The organism is Streptomyces dryopteridis (genome assembly GCF_049606955.1).
In the GTDB taxonomy this organism is placed as follows: Bacteria; Actinomycetota; Actinomycetes; order Streptomycetales; family Streptomycetaceae; genus Streptomyces.
This window is the reverse complement of sequence record NZ_CP187113.1, coordinates 904,788-916,754: the sequence shown is the minus strand read 5'-3', so window position 1 is coordinate 916,754 and position 11,967 is coordinate 904,788. Positions and strand designations below refer to the sequence as shown.

The 11,967-nt window shown below is 75.4% G+C and carries 9 protein-coding genes; 3 read left to right on the top strand and 6 right to left on the bottom strand.

Annotated features, from left to right (window positions below; translation table 11 throughout):
• Positions 1–204: 204 nt before the first annotated feature.
• From ACN20G_RS03695 to ACN20G_RS03680, 4 genes are all read right to left on the bottom strand, one after another.
• A complete protein-coding gene (locus ACN20G_RS03695; protein WP_424211267.1) occupies positions 205–978 on the bottom strand; it encodes a ferritin-like domain-containing protein in 774 nt (257 codons plus the stop codon).
• Positions 979–1,177: 199 nt separating this feature from the next.
• Positions 1,178–2,458: an HRDC domain-containing protein gene (locus tag ACN20G_RS03690; RefSeq protein WP_424211266.1), complete on the bottom strand. Its 1,281-nt coding sequence runs from the start codon at positions 2,456–2,458 to the stop codon at positions 1,178–1,180.
• Positions 2,459–2,739: 281 nt separating this feature from the next.
• Positions 2,740–3,402, bottom strand: coding sequence for a LuxR C-terminal-related transcriptional regulator (locus ACN20G_RS03685; RefSeq protein WP_424211265.1), 663 nt, complete (start codon positions 3,400–3,402; stop codon positions 2,740–2,742).
• Between the two features lie 1,804 nt (positions 3,403–5,206).
• On the bottom strand, positions 5,207–5,872 hold the full coding sequence (locus tag ACN20G_RS03680) for a DUF3000 domain-containing protein (protein ID WP_424211264.1): 666 nt from the start codon (positions 5,870–5,872) through the stop codon (positions 5,207–5,209).
• A gap of 91 nt (positions 5,873–5,963) precedes the next feature.
• On the opposite strand from ACN20G_RS03680, the gene hemE reads away from it, so the two are divergent.
• Complete coding sequence (gene hemE, locus ACN20G_RS03675; protein ID WP_424211263.1) at positions 5,964–7,028, top strand: uroporphyrinogen decarboxylase; 1,065 nt, start codon at positions 5,964–5,966, stop codon at positions 7,026–7,028.
• A 64-nt stretch (positions 7,029–7,092) separates the two neighbouring features.
• Here the strand turns inward: hemE and ACN20G_RS03670 are convergent, their stop codons facing one another.
• Positions 7,093–8,475, bottom strand: coding sequence for an FAD-dependent oxidoreductase (locus tag ACN20G_RS03670; RefSeq protein WP_424211262.1), 1,383 nt, complete (start codon positions 8,473–8,475; stop codon positions 7,093–7,095).
• Positions 8,476–8,513: 38 nt separating this feature from the next.
• On the bottom strand, positions 8,514–9,497 hold the full coding sequence (locus ACN20G_RS03665) for a DUF4349 domain-containing protein (protein WP_424211261.1): 984 nt from the start codon (positions 9,495–9,497) through the stop codon (positions 8,514–8,516).
• Positions 9,498–9,653: 156 nt separating this feature from the next.
• Here ACN20G_RS03665 and hemG point away from each other — a divergent pair, with 156 nt between their 5' ends.
• Together hemG and hemQ are read left to right on the top strand one after the other, a co-directional pair.
• Positions 9,654–11,075: a protoporphyrinogen oxidase gene (hemG, locus tag ACN20G_RS03660; RefSeq protein ID WP_424211260.1), complete on the top strand. Its 1,422-nt coding sequence runs from the start codon at positions 9,654–9,656 to the stop codon at positions 11,073–11,075.
• Between the two features lie 93 nt (positions 11,076–11,168).
• The gene (gene hemQ / locus ACN20G_RS03655) at positions 11,169–11,882 is read left to right on the top strand and encodes a hydrogen peroxide-dependent heme synthase (RefSeq protein WP_424211259.1); all 714 of its coding nucleotides are present in this window, start codon (positions 11,169–11,171) and stop codon (positions 11,880–11,882) included.
• Positions 11,883–11,967: the final 85 nt, after the last annotated feature.

Here is an 11,967-nt window from a genome sequence, read left to right as displayed (position 1 = left end):
GCGGGTAACCAATGTGCACAGCCCCCCGCCCAACAGCGGCGAAGGTCACACTCCCGGCTCCGGTCCGGGCCGCGCGCCTCCCCGCGCGCGTGTCGCCGCGAAAAATGTCCGATCCGGCGCGGAATCCGTCAGGTCGCCCCGTCTCGGCCGAGATCGGCGTTCGGTGGGGTGGGTGGGTGGGCATTCGGTGGGGTGGGTGGGTGTTCAGCGCGACGGGTGGGGGTTCACCAGGGCGACCGACAGGGGGCCGCCCGACCGGGCCAGGTCCCGCACGAACTCCCCGCGCCCCACCCCGCACGCCCGCAGCGCCGCCCCGTGGTCCCACACCACCACCAGCCCCGCCGCCACCAGCCCCGCCCGCCAGGCCGCCGCCACCACGCGCCGCGTCCGCGCCGAGGTCCCCGCCCAGCCCTCGGACAGTCGCCGACAGTGGAAGGGCACGTGCCGTTCCTCGTCCGCCAGGATCCGCCCCGCCACCTCCCGCACCAGGGGCTCCCGCGCCCCGTCCCGCAGGGCCCGGTAATACCGCAGGGCCACCGCCTCCGCGATCATCAGCGTCATCAGCTCCAACCGCAGCCCGAGCAGCCGGCGCACGCGGACGAAGGCCGCGTCCGTCCAGTGCCCCGTCAGGGTCCCCGCCCCGCCCGCCGCGAGGAGCAGGCGGAGCTGGCGGGCGTGGTTGCGCTCCTCCGCCACGAACAGGCGGGCCGCGAGGGCGTAGCTCGGGTCCCCGGCGGCGTCCGCCTTGGCGATCAACTGCGCGCCGTCCCCGTCCTCGCCGACCTGGAAGCGCTGGAGGCTGTGGACGAGCGCGGGTTCGAGCTCGAACGGCTCCCAACGGGGATCCCCGCGCCGCTCGCGCCGCGCCGCCTCCGCGATGAACTCCTCCACCTGGTCCCGGTAGCGGTCGGAGGCGGGGGTGGGGGCGGGGCGGGCGTGGGCCTGAGGGGTTTTTGTGAACACGTTCAAACTGATCATGTTCAAAAGGGTGGCGGGGGAGTGCGGCCCGGGTACATCCCCGTGCCGTCCCGATCCCGTCACAGGCCCGTACCGGCGGACGGGCGACGGGCGGGCGGGTGGCTGGATGTGGGCGGGTGTGGGCCCACGCGTCGAAAAGCCCCCGACCCGGGTGGGTCGGGGGCTTTTCGACGCGTGCGGCGTGTCGGTCCGGGGACCGTCAGGCGCGGGCGGCCAGCGCCGTCAGCAGGGTCGGGGTGACCTGCTCGATCTGCCACGGCCGCGCCCCGTGCGCCGCGAGGGTCGCGCCGAGGGCGTCGGCGTCGACGCGGGTGGGCGGCTCCCAGCACACCCGTCGCACCGTGTCCGGGGTGATCAGGTTCTCCTGCGGCAGGTTGAGCCGCTCGGCGACCTCCGCGATCCCGGCCCGCGCGGCCGACAGGCGGGCGGCCGCGGCAGGGTCCTTGTCGGCCCAGGCGCGCGGCGGCGGCGGGCCGGCCGCGCCGGTGCCGGGCTGCGGCAGCTCGTTCTCGGGCAGGGCCCGGGCCCGCTCCACGGCGGCCATCCACGTGTCGAGCTGCCGGCGTCCCATCCGGGTGCCGAACCCGGGCAGTGCGGCCAGGGCGTGCGCGTTGGGCGGGACGGAGAGGGCGGCCTCGATGATCGCCGCGTCCCCGAGGACCTTGCCGGGGGACACGTCGCGGCGCTGCGCGATCCGGTCGCGGGCCTCCCACAGCTCCCGCACCACTGCCATCTGCCGGCGTCGGCGCACCTTGTGCATGCCGGAGGTGCGGCGCCACGGGTCCTTGCGGGGCGGCGGGGGCGGGGCGGAGGCGATGGCGTCGAACTCCTGGTGGGCCCAGTCCAGCTTCCCCTGCCGGTCGAGCTCCTTCTCCAGCTCGTCGCGCAGGTCGACGAGGAGTTCCACGTCGAGGGCGGCGTAGCGCAGCCAGGGCTCGGGCAGCGGGCGGGTGGACCAGTCGACGGCCGAATGCCCCTTCTCCAGCGCGTAGCCGAGCACGTTCTCGACCATCGCGCCGAGCCCGACCCGGGGGAAGCCGGCGAGTCGGCCGGCCAGCTCGGTGTCGAACAGGGAGGTGGGCACCATGCCTATGTCGCGCAGGCAGGGCAGGTCCTGGGTGGCCGCGTGCAGGATCCACTCCGTGTCGGAGAGGGCACGGCCCAGCTCCGACAGGTCGGGGCAGCCGACCGGGTCGATCAGCGCGGAGCCGGCGCCCTCGCGGCGCAACTGCACCAGGTAGGCGCGCTGGCCGTAGCGGTATCCGGAGGCGCGTTCGGCGTCGACGGCGACGGGGCCGGTGCCTGCGGCGAACGCCGCCACCACCTCGGCCAGGGCTTCCGCGTCGGCCACGACCGGGGGAATGCCCTCACGGGGTTCGAGCAGGGGAATCGGCAGCCCACCGGACAGATCGACGTCGTCCGAGGGGGCGCCCCCGGTGGTGGTGCGCAGGTCTGCTGCGGTCTCTTGGGCGTCTGTCACCGGTCAAGGGTATCCGTGGATCCGTCCCGTCCGTCGCCGGAACGTTCCGGCGACGGACGGGACGGAGGGGACACGGTCGGCCGGCGGGGGACACGGGCCGGGCCCGACGGGTGAAGATCGGGGGGTGGGGACGGGAGCGGGGAGGGGGAGGTGAGGGGGACTCGGGGTGGGACCGAGGTGGGGACGGGGGAGGGGAAGCGGGGAAGTGGGGCGAGGGTGGGTCGGTGGAGGGGCGGGGGACCGGGTCCGTCCGGTGCGCGGACGGCTCCGGCCGGTGGCTATCAGTGGATGATCCCGGTCCGCAGCGCGACGGCGACCATGCCGGCGCGGTCTCCGGTGCCCAGCTTGCGGGCGATCCGGGCGAGGTGGGACTTGACGGTCAGGGCGGACAGGCCCATGGACACGCCGATGGCCTTGTTGGACTGGCCCTCGGCGACGAGCCGCAGCACCTCGACCTCACGGCCCGACAGCTCGCGGTAGCCGCCCGGGTGGTTCGGGGCGCCCGGCGGACGGCGGTGCATACGGGCGGCGGCGGCACCGATGGGGGCGGCGCCGGGCCGGGTGGGCATCCCGATGTTGGTGCGGGTGCCGGTGACGACGTAGCCCTTCACGCCGCCCGCGAGGGCGTTGCGAACGGCGCCGATGTCGTCGGCGGCGGACAGGGCCAGCCCGTTGGGCCAGCCGGCGGCGCGGGTCTCGGACAGCAGGGTGAGTCCGGAGCCGTCGGGGAGGTGGACGTCGGCCACGCAGATGTCGCGCGGGCTGCCGATCCGGGGTCGGGCCTCGGCGATGGAGGATGCCTCGATCACGTCACGGACCCCGAGGGCCCAGAGGTGACGGGTCACGGTCGACCGCACACGAGGGTCGGCCACGACCACCATGGCCGTCGGCTTGTTCGGGCGGTAGGCGACCAGGCTTGCGGGCTGCTCGAGAAGAACGGACACCAGGCCTCCTGGGGGGAGTGGCGGGGCGTTCCGGTCTCGGGAGCGAGCCGGTCCGCACCGAGCGGATGGTCACTGGTTCCTTCGGCACGTCACTCGGCCGGCTTTAGAGAATGATCACGATTTGGTGAGTAACAATTCGGGCAATTCGGACGAGCGATCGATCACGGGGCGATCACAAGCCTGCGCCGAATGCCCGTTCCCGATCGCGGACACGATCGTGTGGTCCTGCGTGTCCCCCTGCGGGGAGCCGAGCGGACCACCCCCGGTGGGGGTGGGGGATCCGGTGGCGGTGAGGGATCCGCCGGCGGATCCGGCGGCTCCGATGGTTCCGTTCCCGGAACGAGCCCGAGGGGTGCGGGTTACTCGGGGGAGGGGCCCGGGCGGGGCGGCGGGGTGCGGTGGGGTGGGGTGAGTGCGTGGCGGCGCGATGGGTGCGGGTGGGCGTGGGGCGGCGCGGCGGGCGCGGGTGGACGCGGGGCGGTGCGATGGGCGCGGGTGGGCGCGGGGCGGTGCGATGGGCGCGGGTGGGCGTGGGGCGGCGCGGCAGCGCGGCGCGGGTGGGTGCGGGGTGGGTGCCGTCGGCGGGGTGCGGGCCGTGGGTGGTGTGTCGTGGGCTGGTGTGGTGTCGGGTCGTTCCCGTCAGCTCGATCGTCTCGCGTCGTCGGGGACGGCTTCAAGGGCGCTCCCTTCGGTCGCGTCGCTGCGCGATGGCGCTGCGCGCCACCCTTGACCCCGTCCCCGCCGACGCAAGCCAACCGCTCTGCCGGCACCGCCCCCAATCCGGAAAGAAACGTGCCGGGCGGAGGGACCGGCCGCGCCCAAGCCCGTCCCCTAGCTGCGGGCCGGCCCGTGGAAACGCACCAGGCCCGGCCGAGCCAGGGACGCCCACGCGTCAGACGGCTGGGGCATGTGGTGGCGCACCAGGCCCGGCCGAGCCAGGGACGCCCACGCGTCAGACGGCTGGGGCATGTGGTGGCGCACCAGGCCCGGCCGCGCCTGGGACGCCCATGCGTCAGACGGCCGCTCGACGTGGCGACACACCCGGCGGTAGGCAGTCAGGCCCGTCAGGTGTCGGACGGCCGCCCGTGGCAGCGCGCCGGCCCGGCCTCAGCCGAGCCCGCCAGGTGCCAGACGGCTGCTCGACGTGGCGACACGCCGGGCCGGTCGCAGTCGGGCCCGCCAGGTGTCAGGCGGCCGGGGCTTGTGGTGCACGACGGGCCCGCACGCGCCCGAGACCGCCCGGTGGGCGCGGCGGGTGGCGGGGCGCACGGTCGCAGTTCATGGGACAGACCACCCCAGGCGCCCCCGGGCCTCTCGCTTGCCGTGGACCTACCCCGGCCCCGAGCGGACCGGCGAACGGCCACGGACCCCAGCCCGCTGCCCCCTCCGCCGCCCCTGGGAAAAGCTTTTGACCTGCCCGCCGCCGGCAGGCGGCCACCCCGGCCGCGAACCGGCGCGCAGACGGCAACGGACCTCCGCCCTGGATCCCTCTCCGCCGCCGTCGGGAAACGCTGTTGACTTGCCCGCCGCCGGCAGGCGGCCACCCCGGCCGCGTACCCGCCCGCAGACGGCGGCGCGCCCCCGCCCCGGCCCCCTCCCCGCCGCCGCCGGGAAACGCTGTTGACCTACCCGCCGCCGGCAGGCGGCCACCCCAGCCCCCGTACCGGCCCGCACACGGCGACGTGGCCGCGTCCCGGGATCCTCCGCCGCCCGTAGGTGGCCGCACCGACTCCGAACCCGCCCGCAGGTGTCGTCCTCGCCCCCGGCCCGGGGGTGTTTCCGGTGGGGGCGGGCCGGGCCGGGCCTATGGGTGGTGGGGGCCTCGGCGTTGGGGGAGGGTTACCACGCTCGGGCCGGGTTCGGTGGGGGTGGTCGGGGGGAGGCCCGCGATCTGGCAGAGGAGTTCGCACCACGCCGCGAGGTGGCCCGCAGTGTCGGGGACGCCGCCGGTGCCCTCGCGGGGGGTCCAGGAGGCGCGGATCTCGATCTGGGTGGTGGGGCGGCGGGTGGAGAGGCCGCCGAAGTGGTGGGACGCGGCCATCGTGACCGTGCCGGCCGCCTCGCCGTAGGCCAGGCCGCGCGCGTCGAGGGCGCCGGTGAGCCAGGACCAGCTGACCTCCGGCAGCAGCGGGTCCGCCGCCATCTCGGCCTCCAGTTCGGCGCGGACGAGGGTGACCAGCCGGAAGGTGCCGTGCCACGCCTCGTGGCCGGCCGGGTCGTGCAGGAGGATCAGGCGGCCGTCCGCGAGGTCCTCCTCGCCGTCGAGGACCGTCGCCTCCAGGGCGTGCGCGTACGGGGCGAGGCGGCCCGGCGCGCGGGTCGTCTCGATCTCCACCCCGGCGCGGGGGCGGGCCCGGCGCAGACCCTCGACCGCTCGCCGGAAGGGCAGCGGTACGGTCGTCTCCGGCGTGCCGCCCCTGCCCTCGGCACCCTCGGCGCCATCTGAAAATCGTCCCTGAGCCGCAGCCATGCGGGGAAGACTAGGCGGAACCCCGGCCCGTTCGGCGCAGGGACACCCGCACCGGGCCGGCCACTTCGGCGCACGTGCGAAGATTTGGGCCGTGAGCACCGACGACCGCCCCACGGGCCAGCCCAGCCAGACGTACGATTCCGCTTTCCTCAAGGCGTGCCGGCGGGAGCCGGTGCCACACACCCCGGTGTGGTTCATGCGGCAGGCGGGGCGCTCCCTGCCGGAGTACCGCAAGGTCCGCGAGGGCACCGCCATGCTGGAGTCCTGCATGCGGCCCGACCTGGTCACCGAGATCACCCTCCAGCCGGTGCGCCGGCACAACGTGGACGCGGCGATCTTCTTCTCCGACATCGTGGTCCCGCTGAAGGCCATCGGCATCGACCTCGACATCAAGCCCGGTGTCGGCCCGGTCGTCGCCAACCCGATCCGCACCCGCGCCGACCTCGCGCAGCTGCGCGACCTGACCCCCGAGGACGTCCCGTACGTCATCGAGGCGATCGGGATGCTGACGGGTGAACTCGGCGGCACCCCGTTGATCGGCTTCGCCGGCGCCCCCTTCACCCTCGCCAGCTACCTCGTGGAGGGCGGCCCGTCCCGCAACCACGAGCACACCAAGGCGATGATGTACGGCGAGCCCGAGCTGTGGGCCGAGCTGCTGGACCGGCTCGCCGAGATCACCTCCGCGTTCCTCACGATCCAGATCGAGGCCGGCGCCTCCGCCGTGCAGCTCTTCGACTCCTGGGTCGGCGCCCTGGCCCCGGCCGACTACCGGCGTTCGGTGATGCCGGCCAGCGTCAAGGTCTTCGACGCGGTCGCGCACCACGGCGTGCCCCGGATCCACTTCGGTGTGGGCACCGGCGAACTGCTCGGCCTGATGGGCGAGGCCGGCGCCGACGTGGTGGGCGTGGACTGGCGGATCCCGATGGACGAGGCCGTCCGTCGCGTCGGTCCCGGCAAGGCGCTCCAGGGCAACCTGGACCCGGCCGTCCTCTTCGCCGGTCACGACGTGGTCCGCGCGAAGGCCGACGAGGTCCTCGCGGCCGCCGCCGACCTCCCCGGCCACGTGTTCAACCTGGGGCACGGCGTGCTGCCGACCACCGACCCCGACGCGCTGACCCGCCTCGTGGAGCACGTGCACACCCGCACCGCGGTCTGACCCCCCCTCGCCCGACCCCGGCCCCGTCCCCCCGCTTTCCGCGGGAGGGCGGGGCCGGGCGCGTTCAGCGGGTCGCCGCGACCGCCTTGCGGGCCGCGACCTGCACCGGGTCCCAGACCGGGGAGAACGGCGGCGCGTAGCCCAGGTCCAGGGAGACCACGTCGGCCGCGGTGAGCCCGGCGGTCAGGGCCACCGCCGCCACGTCCACCCGCTTCGCCGAGCCCGGGCCCCGGCCCACGATCTGGGTGCCCAGGAGCCGGCCCGTGCCGCGTTCGGCGAGCATCTTCACGGTCATCGGCGCCGCCGTCGGGTAGTAGCCGGCCGTGGTGGTGGACTCGATCACCACCGACGCGAAGTCCAGGCCCAGTTCGCGGGCCTCGCGCTCCAGCAGGCCGGTGCGGCCGATCTCCAGCGCGCACACCTTCGTGATCGCCGTGCCCACCACCCCGGGGAACGTCGCCGCGCCGCCCGTGACGTTCGTGCCGATGACCTGGCCCTGCTTGTTGGCGTGGGTGCCCAGGGGGATGTGCCGGGTGCGTTCGGCGACCCTGTCCCACACCTCCACGCAGTCCCCGCCCGCCCAGATCCGCTCCTGGCCGCGCACGCGCATCGAGGCGTCCGTCAGCAGCCCGCCCGAGGCGCCCAGCGGCAGGCCGGCCGCCTTCGCGAGCTCGGTGCGCGGGGCCACGCCGATGCCCAGCACCACCAGGTCCGCCGGGTACTCGGAGCCGTCCGCGCAGCGCGCGCCCCGGGCCCGGCCCGCGTCGTCGAGGAGGACCTCGACGACCTCCGCGCCCGCGACCGTCTCGATGCCCATCCCGTTCATGGCCGTGTGCACCAGCGCGCCCATGTCCGGGTCGAGGGTCGCCATCGGCTGCGGGCCCCGGTGCAGCACGGTCACGGCGAAGCCGCGGGTGCTCAGGGCCTCGGCCATCTCGACTCCGATGTACCCGGCGCCCACCACCACGGCCCGGCGGCCGGCCGGCGGGTCCAGTCGGGTCAGGGTGTCGAGGAGGGCGCCGCCGTCGGCGAGGGTCTGCACGCCGTGCACGTTCGGTGCGTCGATGCCGGGCAGGTCCGGGCGGATCGGGCGGGCGCCCGTGGCCAGGACCAGGCGGTCCCAGCCGGTCCAGGACTCGGTGCCGGAGGCGAGGTCGCGGGCCCGGACCCGGCGGCCGGCCACGTCCACCTCCACGACCTCGGTGCCCGTGCGCAGGTCGATGCCGCGGGCCCGGTGTTCCTCGGGGGTGCGGGCGATCAGCTCCTCCCGTTCTCCGACCTCGCCGGCCACCCAGTACGGGATGCCGCACGCCGAGTACGACGTGAACTCCGAGCGTTCGAACGCGACGATCTCCAGGTCCTCCGCCGTCCGGGCCCGGCGGGCCTGGGACGCGGCCGACATGCCCGCCGCGTCCCCACCCACCACCACGAGCCGTTCCCTCGCCATGCCGATCGTCCTCTCCTCGCCGGTGATCCTCTCGGGCGTCACGGTACGGGGGCGTGCCCGGGCCCGTCGTCGGTCGGGGTCGGGGTCGGGGTCGGGGTCGGGGTCGGGCGCTGGGCGCGGCGTCGGCGGCGCAGGGCGCGGAGCAGGAGGGTCGCGGCGACGGCGATCGCCGCGAAGGGCAGGATCCGGGCCAGGAGCACGATCAGCCAGTGCAGGGCGGCCGTGAACGCCGTCCAGCCCTCGCCGAAGGCCGCGCCGATGCCGGTGGACTCGTCCTTCTTCTCCTCGGCGGCCGGTTCGGAGACCCGCAGGGTGATCGTCGCCATGGAGGTGCGGTCCCTCAGCGCCGTCTGCTGGGCGATCAGCGACTCCAGGTCGGCCTGTCGGCGGCCCAGTTCGCCCTCCAACAGGACGATGTCGGAGAGCTGTTCGGCCTTCGTCATCATCTCCCGCACCCGTACCACGCTGGCCTGCTGGGACTTGACCCGGCTGTCCACGTCGGCGACCTTCTGCGTGACGTCCTCCGCCGACACCTCCCGGTTCAGCAGCTTCCCGCCGCCCTCCAGCGCGGTCATCACCTCGTCGAAGCGGTCCGTGGGCACGCGCAGGGTCAGCGTGGAGCCCACCGCGCCGTCCTCGCGCCGCTCGGTGTCCTCCGCGCCCACGTAGCCGCCGGCCTTCGCGGCGGCCGCCTTCGCCGCCGTCAGGGCCTGCGCCGGTTTCGTGGTCTCCACCGAGACGGAACCGGTGCGGATCACGTGCTGCCCGGCCGGCGCCGAGGCCGCCGGGGCGGGCGTCGGGGCCTGCGGGTTCTTCGCCGCGCCCGGTGTGGCCGCCGCCTCCGGGCCGGCCGCGAGGTCGCGCGAGGTGTCGGCCGCCGCCCGGGGCGCGCCGCCGGAACTCTTCGCGTCCCCGCCGCCGTCCGCCCCGCAGCCCGTCAGCGCGAGGGCCAGCGTCAGCGTCGCCGCCGCCGTCCACCGCGCGGCCCGTGCCCGGGACCGTCTCGTGTGCGCGTCGTTCATGGCACCCCCCAGTTCGTCGTGTTCCCCTTCGATGCCCCCGGGCCCCCGCCGGGTTCCGCACCCGCCGTAACGGGCCGGTTCCGAAGGGATAACCGGGCGGACTCGGTCCGCCCGGCATGATCGGGATGAGACGATGTGTCCATGCACGAAGCGGACATGCGTACGGATCAGTCGCGGCACGTCGTCGTCGTGGGAGGCGGCATCTCCGGCCTCGCGGCCGCCCACCGGGTCCTCGTGGACCGACCCGGCACCCGGGTGACGCTGGTCGAGGCGGGCCCCCGGTTCGGCGGGAAACTGCGCGCCGGCGAGGTCGCGGGCGCCCCCGTGGACCTCGGCGCCGAATCCCTGTTGGCCCGCCGCCCCGAGGCCGTGGGCCTGGCCCGCGAGGTCGGTCTCGGCCCGGACATGCAGCCCCCGGCCGTGCTCGGCGCCCGCCTGTGGACGCGCGGCGCCCTGCGCCCGATGCCCGGCGGGCACGTCATGGGCGTCCCCGGGGACACCGGGGCGCTGGCCGCCTCCGGCGTGCTCTCCGAGGCCGGGCTCGCCCGTCTCGCCGCCGACGCCGACATGCCGGCCACCCCGATCGGCGAGGACGTGGCCATCGGCCGGCACGTCGCCGAGCGGCTCGGCCAGGAGGTCGTCGACCGGCTCGTCGAACCGCTGCTCGGCGGGGTGTACGCGGGGGACCCGCACCTGATCTCGCTGCGCGCCGCCGTCCCGCAGCTCTTCGAGGCCGCCCGCACCCACCGCTCCCTCGGCGAGGCCGTCCGCGCCCTCCAGGCCCGCGCCGCCGCCGCGCCCGCGCAGCAGGGCCCCGTCTTCGCGGGCATCGCGGGCGGCATCGGCCGGCTGCCGCTCGCCGTGGCCGACGCCTGCCGCGCCGCCGGCGCCGACCTGCTCGCCGACACCCCCGTCACGGGCCTGCGCCGCACCGAGCACGGCTGGGCCGTGCGGATCGCGCCGGCCGGGGAGGCGGAGCGGGAACTCGCCGCCGACGCCGTGATCATCGCCGCGCCCGCCGCCCCCGCCGCCGCCGTCCTCGCCGAGGTCGCCCCCGGCGCCGCCGCCGAACTGCGCGCCGTCGAGTACGCCTCGATGGCCCTGGTCACGATGGCCTTCCGCCGCTCGGAGCTGCCCGAGGCGATCACCGCCGGGGATTCCAGCGGCTTCCTCGTGCCGCCCGTCGACGGCCGCACCATCAAGGCGTCCACCTTCGTCTCCAACAAGTGGGCCTGGGCCGCCGCCGACCCGGAGCTGTTCCTGCTGCGCACCTCGGTGGGCCGGCACGGCGACGAGAGCGACCTCAAGCGGGAGGACGCCGAACTCGTCGACGTGTCCCTCGCCGACCTCGGGGACGCCGTCGGCCTCGCCGCCCGCCCCGTGGACTCCACCGTCACCCGCTGGGAGGGCGGCCTGCCCCAGTACCCCGTCGGCCACCTCGACCGGGTGGCCCGGATCCGGGCCGGCGTCGCCGCCCACCCCGGGCTCGCCGTCTGCGGCGCCCTCTACGACGGGGTCGGCGTCCCGGCCTGTGTCGCGAGCGCGGACGCGGCCGTCGAGGCGGCCCTGCCGCGCTGACGCCGGCGCCCCGCGGACGGGGCCCCGCGCGTGTCGCGTCCGTCACGGGACCCCTGGCACAAAGCACTGATCAGGACAGGGACAATAGGGAACATGACTGCTCCGGAGAAGATCCCGAACGCCGGGAAGAAGGCCAAGGACCTCAACGAGGTCATCCGCTACACCCTGTGGTCCGTCTTCAAGCTGAAGGACGTGCTGCCCGTGGACCGCGCCGGCTTCGCCGACGAGGTCCAGGAGCTGTTCGACCAGCTGGCCGCCAAGGACATCGTCGTGCGCGGCAGCTACGACGTCTCCGGGCTCCGCGCCGACGCGGACGTCATGATCTGGTGGCACGCCGAGACCGCCGACGAGCTCCAGGGCGCGTACAACCTCTTCCGCCGCACCCGTCTGGGCCGGCACCTGGAGCCGGTCTGGTCGAACATGGCGCTGCACCGCCCCGCCGAGTTCAACAAGTCCCACATCCCGGCCTTCCTCGCCGACGAGGTCGCCCGCGACTACGTCAGCGTGTACCCCTTCGTGCGCAGCTACGACTGGTACCTGCTGCCCGACGAGGACCGTCGCCGGATGCTCGCCGACCACGGCAAGATGGCCCGCGGCTTCCCCGACGTGCGCGCCAACACCGTCGCCTCCTTCTCGCTGGGCGACTACGAGTGGCTGCTCGCGTTCGAGGCCGACGAGCTGTACCGGATCGTCGACCTCATGCGCCACCTGCGCGCCTCCGAGGCCCGCATGCACGTGCGCGAGGAGGTCCCGTTCTACACGGGCCGCCGCAAGTCCGTGGCCGACCTGGTCGACGGGCTCGCCTGATACCTCCCCCCGGGGGGAAGGACCGGCGGACCCCCGTCCGCCGGCACGTCGGGAGGCCCTGCCCCCGAAACGACGCAGCCGGAGA